The organism is Aeromonas allosaccharophila (genome assembly GCF_000819685.1).
Classification (GTDB): domain Bacteria; phylum Pseudomonadota; class Gammaproteobacteria; order Enterobacterales; family Aeromonadaceae; genus Aeromonas; species Aeromonas allosaccharophila.
In genome coordinates this window covers 95,590-113,227 of the sequence record NZ_CDBR01000105.1, presented here as the reverse complement: position 1 = coordinate 113,227, position 17,638 = coordinate 95,590, and the positions used below count along the sequence as shown (strand labels likewise).

Genomic DNA, 17,638 nt, shown 5'->3' with positions numbered 1-17,638 from the left:
CTTGGGTCACTCCCGAGCGCGATAGCCAATAAAAACGCCCCGCCACTGCGGGGCGTTTTTCTATCTCCTTTACCGCAAAATCACTTTAAAAATTCAATAATGGAATAAAGAAGATATTTTTATTCTTTGTTGTTAGCCAACACACCCTTTAATCTGGCCAAAAATCAGACCATGGAAGACGCGTGTGATGCAATTGAAGGATTCCCCATTCAACCTCTCCCCCCTCTCTGACGAGCAGCAACGTCAGCTGGGTCAGGTACTCTCGACCCTCAATACCCAGCAACTGGCCTGGGTGAGCGGTTATCTCTACGGCCTCTCCCAGACCGGTCACCAGAGCATTGCCGCCAGCGCCGCCGTGGCTGCGCCCAGTGGCAGCCTGACCATTCTCTACGGCTCCCAGACCGGCAACGCCAAAGGTGTCGCCACTGCCATCAAGGCGCAGGCCGAGGCCCGTGGTCTACCCGTCACCCTCGCGTCGATGACCGACTACAAACCCAAGCAGCTCAAGAAAGAGAGCCACCTGCTGGTGGTAGTGAGCACTTACGGGGAGGGTGAACCGCCGGAAAGCGCCGTCGATCTGTTCGAGCAGCTTAAAAAAGGCAAGATTGGCAAGCTGGACGGGCTCAAGTTCGCGGTATTGGGGCTAGGTGACAGCTCCTACGAATTTTTCTGCCAGACCGCCAAAGACTTTGACAACTTCCTCGCCACCGCTGGGGCAGAGCGGATTTATGAACTCGCCAGCCTCGATGTGGATTATCAGGATGCAGCCAAGGCGTGGGGCGAGCAGGCCCTCAACGCCATTGCTGCGACGCTCTCCAGCGGTGCGGCCAGCAGCGTAGCCAGCGCGGTGCAGCAGGCGGTTGGTCACAGCCAGTACAGCAAGGAGAACCCCTTCCCTGCCCGCCTGTCGGTCAATCAGAAGATCACCGGCCGGGATTCCACCAAGGATATCCGCCATATCGAGATCAGCCTCGAGTCCTCTGGACTCGCCTATCAGCCGGGGGATGCCCTCGGTGTCTGGTTCGACAATGACGCCGAACTGGTGGGTGAAGTGCTGGCCCTGACCGGCCTCTCTGGCGATGAAGCCACGGCCCACGGCACCTTGCGCGCCGCACTGACCAGTCACTTCGAACTGACCCGGCTGCACGGCGGCTTTATCACAGGGCTCGCTGACATATCGGACAATGCGGCGCTGAAAGATCTGGCGGGTGACAAGGCCCAGGTCAATGCCTTGGTAGCCTCAACCCAGATTGTGGATGTGCTCAAACGCTTCCCGATCGCCCTCACCGCCGAGCAGCTGATCGGGCTGCTGCGCCCCCTCACCCCGCGCCTCTACTCCATCGCCTCCGCCCAGAGCGAGGTGGAAGAGGAGGTACACCTGACCGTCGGGGTGGTGCGCTACCCACAGGAAGATGGCACGGTACGCTCTGGCGCCGCGTCCTCCTATCTGGCGGATCGGCTGATTGAGGATGGCGAGGTGCGGGTATTCGTGGAGCACAACGATACCTTCCGACTGCCCGCCAATCCCGACACCCCCGTCATCATGGTGGGCCCGGGCACCGGCATCGCCCCGTTCCGTGCCTTTATGCAGGAGCGGGAAGCTCAGGGGGCCGAGGGCAAGAACTGGCTCTTCTTCGGCAACCCCCACTTTACCCAGGACTTCCTCTATCAAGTGGAGTGGCAGCGTTATGTGAAATCTGGCCTGCTGTCGAAGATCTCGCTGGCCTTCAGCCGGGATCAGGCCAACAAGATTTATGTGCAGGACCGTCTGCGTGAAGCGGGCCATGATCTCTATCAGTGGCTGGAAGCAGGTGCTCACTTCTATGTGTGTGGTGACGCCAACAAGATGGCCAAGGATGTGCAAGAGGCCCTGTTGGATGTGATTGCCGAACACGGCCACAAGAGCCGTGAGGAAGCAGAAGAGTATTTGAGCGAATTGCGTCGTGCCAAACGTTATCAAAGGGATGTCTATTGATGAGCAAACAACCTCTTTCTCACCCAAAGGCGGGTCCGGTCGAAGGACCGCTGGCCGACAACGAACGTCTCAAGCGCGAGAGCAACTTCCTGCGCGGCACCATAGAGCAGGATCTGCAGGACCCGCTCACCGGCGGCTTCAACGGTGACAACTTCCAGCTGATCCGCTTTCACGGCATGTACCAGCAAGATGACCGCGACATTCGCCCGGAGCGCGCCGCGCAGAAGCTGGAGCCGCTGCACAACGTCATGCTGCGTGCCCGCCTGCCCGGTGGGATCATCACCCCGGCCCAGTGGCAGATCATCGACAAGTTCGCCGAGGAGCACAGCCTCTACGGCAGCATCCGCCTGACCACTCGTCAAACCTTCCAGTTCCACGGGGTATTGAAGCGTGACATCAAGCTGATGCACCAGACCCTCAACAGCACCGGCATCGACAGTATTGCCACCGCCGGCGACGTGAACCGCAACGTGCTCTGCACCAGCAATCCGGTGGAGTCTGAGCTGCATCAGGAGGCCTACGAGTGGGCCAAGAAGATCTCCGAGCACCTGCTGCCCAAGACCCGCGCCTACGTGGAGATCTGGCTGGACGGTGAAAAACTGGGGCAGGACGAGGAGCCGATCCTGGGTTCCAACTACCTGCCGCGCAAATTCAAGACCACTGTGGTGATCCCGCCCCACAACGACGTAGATATCCACGCCAACGATCTCAACTTCGTGGCCATTGCCGAAGGTGGCAAGCTGGTGGGCTTCAACGTGCTGGTGGGTGGTGGGCTCGCCATGACCCACGGCGACACCAGCACCTATCCGCGCAAGGCGAGCGATTTTGGCTTTATTCCGCTCTCCCACGTGCTGGAGGTGGCGGCCGCGGTGGTCAGCACCCAGCGCGACTGGGGCAACCGGGTCAACCGCAAGAACGCCAAGACCAAGTACACCCTTGAACGGGTTGGCGTCGAGGCCTTCAAGGCCGAGGTGGAGAGCCGTGCCGGCATCCAGTTTGGCGAGGTGCGCCCCTATGAGTTCACCAGCCGTGGCGATCGCTTCGGTTGGGTCGAGGGGATCGACGGCAAGCACCACCTCACCCTGTTTATCGAGAATGGCCGCCTGCTGGACTTCCCGGGCAAGCCGCTCAAGACCGGCATGCTGGAAATTGCCAAGGTGCATCAGGGGGACTTCCGTCTCACCGCCAACCAGAACCTCATCATCGCGGGTGTCCCCGCCGGTGAGAAGGCCCGCATCGAAGCGCTCGCGCGCCAGTACGGCCTGCTGGACGACGGCGTGAGCGAGCAGCGCAAGCAGTCCATGGCCTGTGTCGCCCTGCCCACCTGCCCGCTGGCGATGGCCGAAGCGGAGCGCATGCTGCCGACCTTTGTCACCGACATCGAGGGCTTGCTCACCAAGCACGGGCTGGCGGATGACGCCATCATCTTCCGGGTCACCGGCTGCCCCAATGGCTGCGGCCGCGCCATGCTGGCGGAAGTGGGGCTGGTGGGCAAGGCACCCGGCCGCTACAACCTCCATCTGGGGGGCAACCTGGAGGGGACCCGCATTCCGCGCCTCTATCAGGAGAACATCACCGAGCCGCAGATCCTGGCCGAACTCGACGGGCTGATCGGCCGCTGGGCCACCGAGCGCAATCAGGGCGAGTGCTTCGGCGACTTCGTGATCCGGGTTGGGGTGATTGCCCCCGTTATCGACTCCGCGAGGGACTTCTATGCTGCTTAATCTGCCGCTTAATGTCACTGAAGATGGCCGCCTTGACCTGCAGGCACTGCTGATCCTCGGCCGTGAAGAGCAGGCCGAAGCACTGGCCCCCCTCAACCGGGAGCTGGATACCATGAGTGCCCCCGAGCGGGTGCGCTGGGCACTGGCCAATCTGCCGGGGGAGCATGTGCTGTCGTCGAGCTTCGGCATTCAGGCGGCGCTGATGCTCCATCTGGTCAGCCGCGAGCGGGCCGATGTGCCGGTGGTGCTGACCGATACCGGCTATCTGTTCCCCGAGACCTACCGTTTTATCGATGAGCTGACCGAGCGCCTCGCGCTCAACCTCAAAATCTACCGGGCCGAGCTCAGTCCGGCCTGGCAGGAGGCACGATTTGGCCTCTTGTGGGAGCAGGGGGTGGAGGGGATCACCCGCTACAACCAGATCAACAAGGTGGAGCCGATGGACAGAGCCCTGCGCGAGCTCGGCGCCCAGACCTGGTTCTCCGGCCTGCGCCGCGAGCAGGCGGGCAGCCGTGGCAAGCTGCCGGTGCTGGCCATCCAGCGCGGCCGCTTCAAGTTCCTGCCGGTGATCGACTGGAGCAACAAGGATGTCTTCTACTACTTCAAGGAGTTTGACCTCCCCTATCACCCGCTGTGGGAGCAGGGTTACCTGTCGGTGGGCGATGTCCACACCACCACCAAATGGGAGCCGGGCATGAGCGAGGAGCAGACCCGCTTCTTTGGCCTCAAGCGCGAGTGTGGCCTGCACGAGGAAAACGGCGAGCACGACGGCTCGGGTATCTGATCCCTCGTCAAGGTTCTGACCATAAAAAGCGCCCGGCAACTGCCGGGCGTTTTGCTTGGGCTGATATGCAACCCTTCCAAGATGACGAATGGGCCAAGAGGCTTAACCCGCCGCGTTGGCCTGCTCGGCGGCAACCCGCGCCTGAGTCAGCCACTCATTGACCAGCGCCCCGTGTCCCTTGAGCCAGGCATCGGCATGGCGCTCGATATCCGCCGGTTTGTTCTGCCCCCTGTTCATCAGCCCGTTCTGGACGTTGATGTCATTGAGCGGCAGCTTGACGATGGAAAAGAGCTTGGCCGCCGCCGGGTTGGCCTCAGCGAACTGCTTGTTGGCCACGATATGCATGGTGTTGACCGGGAAGCCGTAGTTCTTGCCGTTCGGCAACCGGGTCTTGGCCGCATCAGGGCCATCGGCAGGCACCTCCAGCCACACCACGTCACGTCCCGGCACCAGCTCGCTACTGAGCCAGTAGGGGGTCCAGGTGTAGTAGAGCACCGGCTTGCCACTCTGGAAGCGGGCCCGTGTGTCGGCGATCAGCGCCGCATAGTTGCCCTGCTTGTGGGTAACGGTGGGGGTCAGGCCGAACTCGTCCAGATGATGGTTGATCGCCTCTTCACAGCCCCAGCCCGGGTTACAGCCCACCAGATCGGCCTTGCCATCGCCATCGCCGTCAAACAGCGCGGCCAGCGCGGGATCCTTGAGCTGACCCAGATTGGTGATGCCATATCGGGTCGCGGTCTGCTTGTCGATGAGATAGCCCTGGGCGGCACCGGCCACATAGGTGCCCTGTCGGAAGAACACCTTGTCACCCCCCGCCTGTTCGTACTTGTTGTCCTGCAGCGGGATCCAGTTAAAGGCGAGGAAGGTGCCGTCCCCCTGTGCCACCGAGGCATACGCCACGTTGTAATCCACCTCCTGAGCAGGCTGGACGTCGTAGCCAAGCCGCGCCATCAGCTTGCTGACCAGCAGGCTCTGGAACGCCTCTTCCGGCAGGGAGCTCTGCAAGGGTTGAACGCGGATCCCCTCCCCCGGCAACTCGGTACTGGCCATGGCCAGCGGGCTCAGCAGCGAGGAGCCCAACAGCAGAGTGCTCAACAGCAAGGCGTGACGAGTGTGCGTTGTGGTAATCAGGCTCATGCCTTTACTCCTTTGTAACCGATAGACTTGTCGCGGCCAGTGAGGCGCAGCAGCAAGGCGACGGGGCCACGCTGATACCAGCGGCCAACCCGGTTGCGATCCGGTTGACCCATCGCCTGGGTCAAACGGTCGAGCACGATGGCCAGCAGCACGATGCCGAGGCCGCCAATGGAGGCGAGCCCCATATCGAGCCGCCCGATACCACGCAGCACCATCTGACCCAACCCGCCGACCGCGATCATCGAGGCGATCACCACCATGGAGAGCGCCAGCATCAGGGTCTGGTTGACCCCGGCCATGATGGTGGGCATGGCGAGCGGCAGTTGAACCTTGAACAGCAGCTGGGAGGGGCTGGCGCCAAAAGAGTGGGCCGCTTCCACCAGATCCGCAGGTACCTGTCTTATCCCCAGCATGGTGAGGCGGATCATCGGCGGCAGGGCGAAAATCACGGTCACCACGACACCGGGCACGTTGCCGATACCGAACAGCATGACGATGGGGATGAGGTAGACGAACGCCGGAGTGGTCTGCATCGCATCCAGCAGCGGTCGGGTCCAGGTAGACAACCGCTCGCTACGGGCCAGCAGAATGCCCACCGGCAAGCCAATCAGGATGCAGAAGAAGAGTGAGGTCAACACCAGCGACAGGGTCACCATGGCATCGGACCAGGCTCCGATCAGCCCGATCCCGACCAATGCGGCGAGGGTGCCAAGTGCCATCCGGCCGTTGACCAGTTGCCAGGCGATCAGGGTCAACAGCCCGATCATCAGAGTGGATGGCACCGTCTGCAGCAGATGGGTCATGGCGTTGAGGGTCACCTCCACCGGCGCGCGGATCAGCTGAAACACAGGGCGCAGGTTCTCCACCAACCAGCCGATGCCCCCTTCGACCCAGCTGTCCAGCGGCACCAGCGCCTGCTGGAAGGGATCCAGCCAGTCGAGGGCTGCCTCGGTATCCACGGCAGCAATCTGGTTTTGCCAGTCGGCCGCTTCGGTGGCCGTACTGCCCCAGGGATCGGCGACGGCTGTCGTGGTTACCGCCGCCCCCCAAGGATCGGCATCCGCCTCGCCAGCCCTAAGAGAGGGGCTCGCCAGCAGCAAAAATGCCAGCAAACTGATCAGTAACGCCTGAGGATGGTTCAGCTTCATACCGGGGTACTCCTGTCCAGGGTGTTGAGCAAATTGGCCTTGGAGATGAGCCCCAGATAGGTGCCATCCTCCTCGACCACGGGCACCTGACAGGGTGCGGCAGCCACCTGGCTGATCAGTTCATTGAGGGAGGTGTCGGCCAGAATGGGCTGGATATCCGCCAGCAACGCCTGCTCCAGACTCCCCTTGCCACGCACGGCCTCACTGAGCGACTCGACCGAGACAACGCCGATGAAGCGGCGGCTGCGATCCACCACGTAGCCAAACTCCCGCTCCAGCTCCTTGAGCTGACGCAGGGCGTTGCCCGGCCCGTCGGTGGTGTGTTTCTTGATAAGCGGCATCTGCTTGCGACTGACGATATCGCGGGCGCTGAAGACATTGGCGAGATCCACCCCGCGGAAGAAGGCACGCACATAGTCGTTGGCGGGCTGGCTCAGGATCTCGTCGGGGGTACCGACCTGCACCACCTGACCATCCTGCATGATGGCGATGCGATCGCCGATACGCATCGCCTCGTCCAGATCGTGGGAGATAAAGACGATGGTGCGCTGCTGGCTCGCCTGCAGCTTGAGCAGCTCGTCCTGCATCTCGGTGCGGATCAGCGGATCCAGCGCGGAGAAGGCCTCATCCATCAGCAGGATATCGGGATCGTTGGCCAGTGCCCGGGCCAGACCGACCCGCTGTTTCATGCCGCCGGAGAGGGCATCGGGGAAGGCATCGATCCACTGACCCAATCCCACCTGATGGAGCGCCTGACGGGCACTCTGCTGGCGCTCCGCCAGCGGCACACCGGCCAGCTCCAGCCCGAAGGCGGTGTTTTCCAGCACGCTCAGGTGCGGCATCAGGGCGAAGGATTGAAACACCATGCTGATCTTCTTGCGCCGCACCTGACGCAGCTCGCTCTCCGAGATGGTGGCGATATCCTCGCCATCGATCAGCACCTGGCCGCGGGTCGGCTCGATAAGGCGGTTGAAGAGCCGCACCAGCGTCGATTTTCCCGAGCCGGACAAGCCCATCACCACGAAGATTTCTCCCTCGTGAATAGCCAGATCGACCCCCTGCACACCCAGGGTCTGTCCGCTCTGTTGCAGGATGCTGGCACGGTCATGCCCTTTCGCCAGCAATTTGAATGCTTTTTCCGGCTGATCGCCGAAGATTTTATAGAGTGATTTGACTTCGAGTTTGACTGTCATACTGTCCTTTTTTCATGGTCGACATCTTGGTGATTAACCTGCCGAACGCGAACCAATTGATTTTTACACTAAGCAATTAACAACCAAAACAAAAGAACCAATGGAGTCCCACAAAACAAACCACAAAATAAGCCATTGATTTTAAACAGCTATTTTTATCAATAAAAACCGAACAAAGTCTGGTTTTATCCATAATATTTTCCATATCAAACGAAGATTTACTGGGGAAAATCATTCAAAAACAATTAAAAAAGAGCAAGGCAATGCAGGTTAATGACGGTAACTGCGGGGCGCGCCGTCCAGATAATCAACAGCGACCAAATAATTACACATCTAACTATTTATTGGTCACAATGAGGACAGATTGGGGGACAAGAAAAGGGGCTGAGGAGGGTCAAAGCAGAGGCTGAAGATGCGTTCACACGCAGCGATGAGATCGCCGCGGCCACCTCTGGACTATCGGCCTGCTGGAACGGTGCTTCTGGCAAATCACCCGTGCGAAAAAAGCCCCTTGTGCAACACAAGGGGCTTTTTAGTGGCTATCGGTTAGCACATGCTATGATTCAGCGGCGTTGCCAGGTCTCGAAGCGGTAGGGGTGCGGGTTCTTCTCATCGGCAGGGTGGCTCTCGCAATCGATGCGCTGCCACTGGCCGTCATCAAACGCGGGGAAGCGGGTATCACCTTCAACCGCCAGATTGATTTGCGTCAGGTAGAGGCAATCCGCACTCGGTAACATCTCGGCATAGAGATGACCGCCGCCGATCACCATCAACTCCTCCACCGCGCTGCCGGCAAGCTGGGCCAGCGCCGCCTCGACAGAACCCACCACCTCGATACCCTCGGCCTGATAGCCGGGGTTGCGGCTGATCACCAGATTGCGCCGTCCGGGCAGCGGTCGACCAATGGATTCGAAGGTCTTGCGCCCCATCAATACCGGTTTGCCGAGGGTCACCCGTTTGAAGTGAGCCAGATCGGCTGGCAGATACCAGGGCATCTGGTTGTCCTTGCCGATCACCCTGTCGTGGGCCATGGCGGCAATCATGGAAATCTTCATGGGGCCTCTCACCGTCTGTCAGATTATGGGGCGGTTACGGTACACGACCAGAGAGGGGATCGCCAAACCGAAACTGAGGGCGCCGACGATAAACAGCGCCTTGAGACCGTTCTCCACCGCACTCTGCAGCAGATCCATGGTCACACCGTTGATGTTGAGCTCCACCACCGCAATCATGGTCTTGAACGCATAGCTGCCCGGGATCATCGGGATGATGGAGGCAACGCTGAACACCGGACGCGGCGCCAACAGACGGCGAGACCAGTAGACGCAGACAAAACCGACCGTGGTCGCCGCCGCCAGCGTCGCCCACTCGATGGGCATACCGTAGTGAATGAGCAGGGTGCGCAGGCTGTGGGCCAGCGCGCCGCCCATGGCGCAATACTTCAGCATTCGTGGCGGCACGTTGAACAGCATGGCAAAGCCCACCGCCGGGATGGAGGACCAGAAGGCATCCTTGGCCAGTAACCAGAGCAGATCCGTCATACTTTCCACCCCCAGATCCCGGTCAACGACATGGCGAGAATGATGCCGATGGCCGCGCTGATGGTGAGCAAGGTGGCGGAGCCCCAACGGGCCAGCCCCATGTTGAAGTAGCCCTTCACCATGTCGGAGACCGCATTGATCAGCGGGAAGCCCGGCACCAGCAGCAGCACGCTGGCCGCCATGGCGAGATAGGGTTGAGCACCCCAGTTGAAGAAGGTGGCGCTGGATGCCAGCAAGGTGGCGATAAAACCGGTCACGGCAAAGTTGATGAGCGGGCTGTGGTGATGACGGGCGATCAACTGACGCACCCGCATCGCCACGGCGGCGGAGCAACAGGTCACCAGGAAGATGGGCCAGTCACCGCCAAACAGCAGGCTGAAGGCGCCACAGGAGAGCCCGACCATGGGCACCACCAGCCAGGGGTGATAGTGGAAGGGAACGATGGCTTCGAGCCGCTGGCGCACTTCACGGGCACCGATCAGCTCTTTCTCCGCCATGATGCAGATCCGCTGGATCTCGCACACCACCTGCATATTGATGCCATGCTCGCGCACGCGGCGGGTGGTGGTGACACAGCCCCCTTGATAGAGGCTGGTGAGCACGATGGCACTGGAAGAGATGGCCATTTCGACACTCTCCAACCCCAGCGCCATCCCCAGCCGCACCGTGGTTTGCTCGATGATCCGGCTCTCCGCCCCGAACTGGGCCAACATCTGACCCACCTTGACGATAATGCGGGTGATCTCTGTCTGTTGTTCCCGCGACAACACCCGTCTTGGTGTGATACTTCTCATAATCCCTTCGAGTCGTAGCAATAAAAATTTCGGCCATATTAGCTTAACTTTTACCGTTATTCATCCACCCCTATCACAACCTGGCCGATGAGTTATTACATGAAGGAAAAAAGAGGTTACATCACAAATACATTACCACTAACATTAAAAACCATAACAATCTGCCCGCCATTACCTCACCTTATTACCGCCCCTTGATATATGGATTAAATATCAGAAGAGGGGCTGACTGCAGATTATTTACGACGTCGATAATCAGCCATTCGAATTATTTGGCCACCGCTATCGTTTTCAGGCAGAAGCTCCCCCTCCTCCCGAAACTGGATCATTTCGCTGCGCATCAAATAAAAGGATTCCCGCATCATGCTGGCAATCCGGATACAGCTATCGAGATTGTTTTTAGCCAGGCGGCGCTGACCATCAATCTTGAACTGCAACCCGCGCAGACGGCGCTGCTGATCGGGGCTCGCCCGGGCCATCAACTGGTCAATCTGCTGCTCAAGAATCGCATCCAGCGGGGAAGGCTCACTCGCAGCCAACTCTTTCAGGGTGTCAAAATCAGGCAACTCCATATGCCCTCCTTGGCGACTATTGCTGGCAACCCACTGCGGTACCACACCATCACGCCCCAGCCATATAAACCTGTATATACGACGCGGCCAACAAGGGTTCAATCCATCCGCTGGCGGCTGAACCGGACAATGCTCACAACGAGGGTATCTCTCTATTTTAATTGTGTTTGGAAACAAGCGATTATTTTTAATTCAGGCGCGATAAAACACTTATACATTTCAGGCTGTTATTTTATGTTTTTTATTGCAAATAAAATTCAGGGAGAGGTTATTTCGCTTCATTCGACACTTTATTATTCCCTCACTGGGCCGCGTCATCTTATGACGGTTTAACATATCTCGCTGATTATGTTATTTTAATTGCCACTTTTATCGGACATTCAAGAGCAGACCATGAGCAAGGCAAAAATCGGTATCGTCACCGTCAGCGATCGCGCCAGCGCGGGCATCTATGAAGACCTCTCCGGCAAGGCCATCATCGACACCCTGAACGCCTATCTGACCTCGGCGTGGGAACCCGTCTATCAGGTGATCCCCGATGAGCAGGATCAGATTGAAGCGACCCTGATCCGGCTGGCGGATGAGGAGCAGTGTTGTCTCATCGTCACCACCGGCGGCACCGGCCCGGCCAAGCGGGATGTGACACCGGAAGCGACCGAGGCGGTGTGTGATCGCATGATGCCGGGCTTTGGCGAGCTGATGCGGGCCGAATCCCTCAAGTTTGTGCCGACCGCTATTCTGTCTCGCCAGACGGCTGGCCTGCGCGACGATACCCTGATCGTCAATCTGCCGGGCAAGCCCAAGTCGATCCGCGAGTGTCTGGATGCGGTCTTCCCCGCCATCCCCTACTGCATCGATTTGATGGAAGGGCCTTATCTCGAGTGCGATGAAACCGTCATCAAGCCATTTCGACCGAAAAAATAGCTGACCCGCCCATAACAAATAATGGCGAGCCACGGCTCGCCATTATTTTTAATAACAGTGCTTCAGCGCTCGCTTATTTGCGACCAAATACTTTGACGCCCGCTTTGCTGCCTTCCGAATTGCCGTACACTTCCAGCCGTTTTACACAGACTCTGGAACCGAGAGATTTCCATTCGGTCTCTTTGTCAGCGCGCATATCGAGATCAAATTTGATGGTCTTGGTACGATTGCTGCCATATGTCACCACGATCCGATCCAGCGTCAAATCACGCTCTGCTTTCACCTTGATATATTTGGTCTGACGGCAGGCAACCATCGGAATGGTGGCGCCATGATCACCAATTCCCAGCAAGATGGTGCGGCCAAGGGTGAACTGATCATCACCGGCCTGACAAGCCGATGCCGCCACCAACAAGAGAGCGCCAAACAGAGCACGACCGGAACACGCTTTACGCCAGATAGAGTTCAGGGACATAACACCTCCAATAAAAAACGGAGCGTTATGATACGGGTCGAACCATAACAGGAGCTGTATCCGGTCCGGGATGGCGCCAGTGCCAGCCTCATCGGATGATCACAACCTCGATAAACGCTATCCCCCTGAATACAAAAAGGGCCGCCAACTGGCAGCCCCAAGCCTCAAAAGAAGATCAACGCTCCATGATTTGGGTGACGTCATCTTTCTTGATCATCACCTCGCGCCCTTCATGATCGTAATAGCGGTACATGCCGGTGCTCTCATCCAGCTTGGGCTTGCTCTCTGTGGTGATCATCTTGCCATCCTTGGTGCTCATGATGTATTGGGAACTGCATGCCACCAGCCCCAAGGAGCACACCAGGATCATCATCAGTTTTTTCATTGCTGCCTTTTCTCCCTTCACCCTCACCACGAGGATGTTTCTTGAAGCCTAGTTCAACCCGAACACGCCGATAAAACAGATTACAGGAACGGGATCCATGTCAAAAATCAGCTACTTACGACCACCTGGCTTGCCACTGCCCCCCGTTCCGCTCCCACAGCCGAGCGCCAGTCGATCTGCCCCCCCCCGGGCCTGTATCAGACCATAGCCATAGCTGTTATCACGTCCCAACGCCCCCAAATCCTGAGCGCTGCTGCGCAGTGTCTGACGCAGTTGATCATTGCTGCACTCCAGCCGCTGCGACCAAGCCAGCGCAGCGACCCCGACCACATGAGGCGTCGCCATTGAGGTACCGCTGTAATAGGCGTAACCGGTCGGCACGGTCGAGAGCACCGCTACGCCGGGCGCGGCCAGCTCCACCTGATCGTTGCGCTGGGAGAAGGAAGCCAACTGCTTGTTGGCATCGATAGCGGCCACACTCACCACGCTGCTGTAAGAGGCGGGATAGGACTTGCTGGTATTACCCGCATTGCCCGCCGCCGCCACACTCAGCACGTTCTGGCCATAGGCCTGATTGAACGCCTGCTCTTCGGTCTTGCTGGGCACACTGCCCCCCAAGCTCATATTGATGACCATGCGGGTGAAACCGCGGTTGCTCATCCCCTGCTTGCAGGCATTGAGGGCCCCCACCAGGTTGGAGCTATAAGCCCAACCATTGGCACCAAACACCTTGATGATATGCAGCGGAACGTTCTGAGCCGGCAATACGCCGACTACGCCCATGTCGTTTCCTCCTACTGCAGCGATGGTACCCGCCACGTGGGTGCCATGGCCGTTTTCGTCACTGCTCCAGCTGCCCGTACCGACATTGTCACTGCCTTGCACCTGAGCACCATGGGGCAGATCAGGGTGATTGCCGCTGTAGCCCGAGTCGATGATACACACCAGCACCTCTCCCGCCGCCGCGTCACTGAGCAGTGGCGCCTGCACCATGGAGATGCCATAGGGCAGGGTCTCGGCGCTGGCATAGCGTTTGGCATCCGGCTCTACCCACAGCACGTTGGGGTTGCGTGCCAGCGCTGCCGCTGCCGTCACAGGCAACCAGAGTGCGAGCGCATGTTGCTCGGGCAGTTGCAACGCCAGTTCGCCCCCCATCCCCTTGCTCTGGGCCAGCACCGCCGCCTCAGCCCCCGGCTTAAGCTGTACCAGATAGCGAGCCCTTTCGGCAGCCACCGCCCCCTGTGCCAGTACGCCTGCCACCAGCAGGCCAGTCCATATCCGTCTCATCAGTCACTCCTTGCATCGACCTGATAGCCACCAGCAAAGTGTAGTGCCCCATTGGCGCAGGCCCGAGCGGATACAAAAAGGCCGGACATCTGTCCGGCCTCTTCTCTAGAGCGCAAAAGCGCAATCATGACTTGGCGGGCTGACGCTCACCGGTCACGGTCGGGTTCTTGGGATCCATGCTCCACTCGTACCAGCCGCCGTCGTAGACGCTGATCTGTTTCCAGTCCATCAGCCAGGCGTAGAAGAAGGCCTCGGAGGCGCGCCAGCCGGTACCGCAGTAGAACGCAGCCTGCTGGGTCGGCTCGATGTTCCACTGGTCCCACATGGCGAGGATCTCGCGGGCCGGCTTCATGGTGCCGTCCGGGTTATGGAAATCGCTCATGCTGTTGGCATCCACCCCGCCGTGACCCCACTTGGCCCCCGGAATATCGCCCTTCGGCTTGATGTAGCTGTAACCGGAGGTGTTGCCGACAAACTCGTCCCAGGTACGCACGCTGACCAGCGCGCTATCGGGCTGCTTGAGCAGCTCTTTCGCCTGACTCAGCGTGGTGTAGTACTCGGGGTGAGCGGGAATGGCCACGCCAAACTCCTTCACCGGCTCATATTTGTTGGGCAGACCGGTTTCGGTGCGCAGATGCTGCACGAACCAGGCATCCAGACCACCGTCCAGCAGGCGCACATCTTCCACCCCCGCATACATCATCAGGTGCGCGGCACGGGCAGCCGCCATGGTGTTGCGACCATAGAGGATGACGGTGGTGTCGTGACGGATGCCGTTGTCCAGCAGCAGCTTCTTGAGCGCCTCGTCAGAGACCTTGTTCCACAGTGGCTCCTCTTCGAGGCTGTTGGTATCGATATAACCGGCCCCCGGGATATGGCTGATGAGGTAGGCCTTGGGTGACCCCCAATCCACTTCAAACAGCTTCCAGTCACCCTTGGGCGCCGCGGCAACCGGCTTACCCTCTTGCAGATCCGCCAACCAGCGCGGATAGACCAGCTGCTGCCAGCGTGCCAGCGACTCGCGCGGTGCGGCTTGCCACCCCTGCAGCTCGAACAGCTGCTTGATCCCCTGCTTGCGCAGCAGACGAGCCACCTCGGCCACTTCGCGGGATGCACCGTAGAGCGCAACCGGACGATCGGCTTTCAGCCCCTTGATCTCGAGCGCTTTTGGCCACTCTTCATCGCTGTATTTCCACTCGGCAGAGAGGTTCTCGGCGCCCGCCACATGACCGCCCTGCTTCTCCCCTTCCATCGGCCACCCCTGATAGAAGTAGCTGGCGCGGGTATCCAGGATGACCGCCTGTTTGGCCTTGGCATCGGCCAGCGAGAGCGGTGGCAATTCCCCTGCCACGGCGGGCAGGGCACACCAGAGCAGTAAGGTCGCCAGCGCGGCCTGCAGGAAGCGAAGATGTCGTTTCATGATGATGTCTCGATTCATAGTGAACAAGGTTAAAAAATGGAGCGACCCAGCCGCTCGGCCAGCAGTTCCAGCGCCGCCGTACCCGCCAGCGAGTTGCCGGCTTTGTTGAGCTCGGGCGACCAGACACAGACGCAGAGTTCGCCCGGGATCAGGGCGATGATACCGCCGCCGACGCCCGATTTGCCCGGCATGCCGACCCGATAGGCAAAATCCCCCGCCTCGTCATAGAGGCCGCAGGTGGCGAGCAGGGCGTTGACCTGTTTGGTAGTGCGAGCAGGCAGCAGCGGCACGCTGTCGCCCAGTGGCACACCACGGTTGGCCAGATAGATGAATGCCCGCGCCAGATCGACGCAGCTCATGCGGATAGCACAGGCATTGAAGTAGCTTTGCAGCACCTTGTCCACTTCGTTTTCGAAGTTGCCATAGGCCTTCATCAGATAGGCGATGGCAGCGTTGCGGGCAGAGTGCTGATATTCGGAGCGGGCCACCACCTGATCCGCCATGATGGCCGGGTTGCCACTGAGGCGTCGCACCAGCTCGAGGGTGCGTTGACGCGGCGCGGTGAGGCGGGTCTCCAGCAGATCGCTCACCACCAGCGCCCCGGCATTGATAAAGGGGTTGCGGGGAATGCCCTGCTCGAACTCGAGCTGCACCAGCGAGTTGAAGGGCTGGCCGGAGGGCTCCTTGCCAACCCGGGCCCAGATCTCCTCTTCCTGATAGAGGGTGAGCGCCAGGGTCAGGCTCAGGGCCTTGGAGATACTCTGGATGGAGAAGGGTTCAAAAGCGTCACCGGCGGTGAACAGCTCCCCCTCGACGGTACAGACTGCGATACCGAGCCGATCGGCCGGAACCTGAGCCAGTGCCGGAATGTAGTCGGCCACCTTGCCTTGTCCCAGCAACGGGCGCACCTCTTCAAGGATGCTGGCCAGTAATTCGGATGACAACACCATAAGCAATAAGCGATTCCATGACTAAAACAGCGGTGGAGATCCCATCCCAACTGACAAAAATCCCGCCAGCGGCGGGATTTTTCCAGTTACCCACAACAAGGCGCCAGATGCGGCAGCCTTGTATCAGGCCGGCTCACCGTACCAGAGGTCGAACAGCTCGGTGACCACCACGGCTTCCATCCCCTTGCCTTCCAGCCAGGATTTGATCGCAGCGCGGTCTTCTTCGGTACACTTGCCCAGTTGCTGGGTGCAGATCATCCCTTCCCAGGCCAGGTGGCCAGAACCGGCAAACGCCAGCTTACGGGGCTCGATCACTTCATCGATCATCGCATCGACTACCGCATCGATGGTCTCTTCGGCAGTGCCGACCGGGAAATTAAAACTGATGTCGAAACCCATCTCCTGGAATTCATCGACACGCAGTTTCTTACGCAGACGGCGGCTACGATTGGCCATGATAGCTCCTCAAGTTAGTTGATACGCGAGTGGACGTGCCAGCTTAGCTGACACGCTTGAAAATCAGGTCCCAAACACCGTGACCGAGACGGTGGCCACGTTGTTCAAATTTGGTCAGCGGACGCCAGTCCGGACGGGGCACCCAGTTGCCAGTGGCGGAGGTGTTCTCGTAACCTTCCGCGGCGCTCATCACTTCCAGCATGTGCTCGGCATAGTTTTCCCAGTCGGTGGCCATGTGGAACACGCCACCGATGGCCAGCTTCTGGCGAATGTCCTGCGCAAACGCCGGCTGTACGATGCGACGCTTGTGGTGACGGCTCTTGTGCCAGGGGTCCGGGAAGAACAGTTGCAGGCAGGAGAGTGAACCGTTCGGGATCATGTGCTCCAGCACCTCGACCGCATCGTGGCAGATCACCTTGAGATTGGTGACACCCGCTTCCTGAGCGGTGCCCAAACAGGCACCCACGCCCGGGGAGTGTACTTCGATGCCGATGAAGTTCTTCTCGGGGGCATTCTTGGCCATCTCGACCAGAGAGGCGCCCATGCCAAAGCCGATCTCCAGCACCACCGGGGCCTCGCGGCCAAACAGCGCGACCAGATCGAGCGGCGCTGGCGCAAAATCAATACCCATGACCGGCCAGAGCTCTTCCAGGGCCTTCTCCTGCCCTTTGGTCAGGCGGCCTTCGCGACGGACAAAGCTGCGGATCTTGCGCATGAACTTGCCGTCTTCGTTAAATACATCTTGGGTCACAGGCATAATGGTCTCGTTATTTCATCAATCCGGGTAATACATCTTGTGTCCGATCCCGAACGGGACCGCTCGCGGCTCGGCATTTCATCGACCCGCGAAAACAGGGGAGCGAATTATCCCAA

The 17,638-nt window shown here is 59.5% G+C and carries 18 protein-coding genes; 4 read left to right on the top strand and 14 right to left on the bottom strand.

Annotated features, from left to right (window positions below; genetic code table 11):
• Nucleotides 1–187 precede the first annotated feature (187 nt).
• The 3 genes from BN1115_RS19135 to BN1115_RS19125 are packed head-to-tail and all read left to right on the top strand — an operon-like array spanning nt 188 to nt 4,483.
• Nucleotides 188–1,975, top strand: a complete 1,788-nt coding sequence (locus tag BN1115_RS19135) for an assimilatory sulfite reductase (NADPH) flavoprotein subunit (RefSeq protein WP_042658410.1) — start codon at nt 188–190, stop codon at nt 1,973–1,975.
• A complete protein-coding gene (gene cysI, locus BN1115_RS19130; protein ID WP_042658409.1) occupies nt 1,975–3,699 on the top strand; it encodes an assimilatory sulfite reductase (NADPH) hemoprotein subunit in 1,725 nt (574 codons plus the stop codon). Before BN1115_RS19135 ends, cysI begins: the two co-directional genes overlap by 1 nt.
• Nucleotides 3,689–4,483 (top strand): phosphoadenylyl-sulfate reductase, encoded by a 795-nt coding sequence (locus BN1115_RS19125; RefSeq protein WP_042658408.1) that lies wholly within the window; start codon nt 3,689–3,691, stop codon nt 4,481–4,483. Before cysI ends, BN1115_RS19125 begins: the two co-directional genes overlap by 11 nt.
• A gap of 102 nt (nt 4,484–4,585) precedes the next feature.
• Here BN1115_RS19125 and proX read toward each other — a convergent pair whose 3' ends face one another.
• From proX to BN1115_RS19090, 7 genes are all read right to left on the bottom strand, one after another.
• Entirely contained in the window at nt 4,586–5,620 is a 1,035-nt protein-coding gene (gene proX / locus BN1115_RS19120) for a glycine betaine/L-proline ABC transporter substrate-binding protein ProX (protein WP_042658407.1), read from the bottom strand.
• Entirely contained in the window at nt 5,617–6,768 is a 1,152-nt protein-coding gene (gene proW, locus BN1115_RS19115) for a glycine betaine/L-proline ABC transporter permease ProW (RefSeq protein WP_042658406.1), read from the bottom strand. The genes proX and proW overlap by 4 nt, the downstream gene beginning before the upstream one ends.
• The gene (gene proV / locus BN1115_RS19110) at nt 6,765–7,961 is read right to left on the bottom strand and encodes a glycine betaine/L-proline ABC transporter ATP-binding protein ProV (protein WP_042658405.1); all 1,197 of its coding nucleotides are present in this window, start codon (nt 7,959–7,961) and stop codon (nt 6,765–6,767) included. Before proV ends, proW begins: the two co-directional genes overlap by 4 nt.
• A gap of 563 nt (nt 7,962–8,524) precedes the next feature.
• A complete protein-coding gene (gene folA / locus BN1115_RS19105; protein ID WP_042658404.1) occupies nt 8,525–9,016 on the bottom strand; it encodes a type 3 dihydrofolate reductase in 492 nt (163 codons plus the stop codon).
• An 18-nt stretch (nt 9,017–9,034) separates the two neighbouring features.
• Complete coding sequence (locus BN1115_RS19100) at nt 9,035–9,502, bottom strand: threonine/serine exporter family protein (RefSeq protein WP_042060992.1); 468 nt, start codon at nt 9,500–9,502, stop codon at nt 9,035–9,037.
• The gene (locus tag BN1115_RS19095) at nt 9,499–10,296 is read right to left on the bottom strand and encodes a threonine/serine exporter family protein (RefSeq protein ID WP_042022773.1); all 798 of its coding nucleotides are present in this window, start codon (nt 10,294–10,296) and stop codon (nt 9,499–9,501) included. Before BN1115_RS19095 ends, BN1115_RS19100 begins: the two co-directional genes overlap by 4 nt.
• A gap of 236 nt (nt 10,297–10,532) precedes the next feature.
• Nucleotides 10,533–10,868 (bottom strand): DUF3135 domain-containing protein, encoded by a 336-nt coding sequence (locus BN1115_RS19090; protein WP_042658403.1) that lies wholly within the window; start codon nt 10,866–10,868, stop codon nt 10,533–10,535.
• A 393-nt stretch (nt 10,869–11,261) separates the two neighbouring features.
• Here BN1115_RS19090 and mog point away from each other — a divergent pair, with 393 nt between their 5' ends.
• Entirely contained in the window at nt 11,262–11,792 is a 531-nt protein-coding gene (mog, locus tag BN1115_RS19085) for a molybdopterin adenylyltransferase (RefSeq protein WP_042658402.1), read from the top strand.
• Nucleotides 11,793–11,865: 73 nt separating this feature from the next.
• Here the strand turns inward: mog and BN1115_RS19080 are convergent, their stop codons facing one another.
• The 7 genes from BN1115_RS19080 to trmB all read right to left on the bottom strand — a co-directional run bounded on the left by BN1115_RS19080 (nt 11,866) and on the right by trmB (nt 17,522).
• Entirely contained in the window at nt 11,866–12,267 is a 402-nt protein-coding gene (locus tag BN1115_RS19080; RefSeq protein WP_042658401.1) for a DUF2541 family protein, read from the bottom strand.
• Nucleotides 12,268–12,442: 175 nt separating this feature from the next.
• On the bottom strand, nt 12,443–12,652 hold the full coding sequence (locus tag BN1115_RS19075) for a YgdI/YgdR family lipoprotein (protein ID WP_042658400.1): 210 nt from the start codon (nt 12,650–12,652) through the stop codon (nt 12,443–12,445).
• A gap of 111 nt (nt 12,653–12,763) precedes the next feature.
• A complete protein-coding gene (locus BN1115_RS19070; RefSeq protein ID WP_042658399.1) occupies nt 12,764–13,939 on the bottom strand; it encodes a S8 family peptidase in 1,176 nt (391 codons plus the stop codon).
• A gap of 124 nt (nt 13,940–14,063) precedes the next feature.
• On the bottom strand, nt 14,064–15,359 hold the full coding sequence (locus BN1115_RS19065) for a sulfurtransferase (protein WP_042658398.1): 1,296 nt from the start codon (nt 15,357–15,359) through the stop codon (nt 14,064–14,066).
• A 29-nt stretch (nt 15,360–15,388) separates the two neighbouring features.
• The gene (glsB, locus tag BN1115_RS19060; protein ID WP_042658397.1) at nt 15,389–16,309 is read right to left on the bottom strand and encodes a glutaminase B; all 921 of its coding nucleotides are present in this window, start codon (nt 16,307–16,309) and stop codon (nt 15,389–15,391) included.
• Between the two features lie 123 nt (nt 16,310–16,432).
• The gene (locus BN1115_RS19055; RefSeq protein ID WP_033135330.1) at nt 16,433–16,765 is read right to left on the bottom strand and encodes a YggL family protein; all 333 of its coding nucleotides are present in this window, start codon (nt 16,763–16,765) and stop codon (nt 16,433–16,435) included.
• Nucleotides 16,766–16,808: 43 nt separating this feature from the next.
• Nucleotides 16,809–17,522 carry a tRNA (guanosine(46)-N7)-methyltransferase TrmB gene (trmB, locus tag BN1115_RS19050; protein ID WP_042060981.1) on the bottom strand — a complete coding sequence of 238 codons (714 nt, stop codon included), beginning with the start codon at nt 17,520–17,522 and terminating at the stop codon, nt 16,809–16,811.
• Nucleotides 17,523–17,638 lie beyond the last annotated feature (116 nt).

Coding starts and splice junctions, on each gene's coding strand:
- BN1115_RS19135 (WP_042658410.1), top strand. CDS start 188: ATGCAATTGAAGGATTCCCCATTCAACCTCTCCCCCCTCTCTGACGAG.
- cysI (WP_042658409.1), top strand. CDS start 1,975: ATGAGCAAACAACCTCTTTCTCACCCAAAGGCGGGTCCGGTCGAAGGA.
- BN1115_RS19125 (WP_042658408.1), top strand. CDS start 3,689: ATGCTGCTTAATCTGCCGCTTAATGTCACTGAAGATGGCCGCCTTGAC.
- proX (WP_042658407.1), bottom strand. CDS start 5,620: ATGAGCCTGATTACCACAACGCACACTCGTCACGCCTTGCTGTTGAGC.
- proW (WP_042658406.1), bottom strand. CDS start 6,768: ATGAAGCTGAACCATCCTCAGGCGTTACTGATCAGTTTGCTGGCATTT.
- proV (WP_042658405.1), bottom strand. CDS start 7,961: ATGACAGTCAAACTCGAAGTCAAATCACTCTATAAAATCTTCGGCGAT.
- folA (WP_042658404.1), bottom strand. CDS start 9,016: ATGAAGATTTCCATGATTGCCGCCATGGCCCACGACAGGGTGATCGGC.
- BN1115_RS19100 (WP_042060992.1), bottom strand. CDS start 9,502: ATGACGGATCTGCTCTGGTTACTGGCCAAGGATGCCTTCTGGTCCTCC.
- BN1115_RS19095 (WP_042022773.1), bottom strand. CDS start 10,296: ATGAGAAGTATCACACCAAGACGGGTGTTGTCGCGGGAACAACAGACA.
- BN1115_RS19090 (WP_042658403.1), bottom strand. CDS start 10,868: ATGGAGTTGCCTGATTTTGACACCCTGAAAGAGTTGGCTGCGAGTGAG.
- mog (WP_042658402.1), top strand. CDS start 11,262: ATGAGCAAGGCAAAAATCGGTATCGTCACCGTCAGCGATCGCGCCAGC.
- BN1115_RS19080 (WP_042658401.1), bottom strand. CDS start 12,267: ATGTCCCTGAACTCTATCTGGCGTAAAGCGTGTTCCGGTCGTGCTCTG.
- BN1115_RS19075 (WP_042658400.1), bottom strand. CDS start 12,652: ATGAAAAAACTGATGATGATCCTGGTGTGCTCCTTGGGGCTGGTGGCA.
- BN1115_RS19070 (WP_042658399.1), bottom strand. CDS start 13,939: ATGAGACGGATATGGACTGGCCTGCTGGTGGCAGGCGTACTGGCACAG.
- BN1115_RS19065 (WP_042658398.1), bottom strand. CDS start 15,359: ATGAAACGACATCTTCGCTTCCTGCAGGCCGCGCTGGCGACCTTACTG.
- glsB (WP_042658397.1), bottom strand. CDS start 16,309: ATGGTGTTGTCATCCGAATTACTGGCCAGCATCCTTGAAGAGGTGCGC.
- BN1115_RS19055 (WP_033135330.1), bottom strand. CDS start 16,765: ATGGCCAATCGTAGCCGCCGTCTGCGTAAGAAACTGCGTGTCGATGAA.
- trmB (WP_042060981.1), bottom strand. CDS start 17,522: ATGCCTGTGACCCAAGATGTATTTAACGAAGACGGCAAGTTCATGCGC.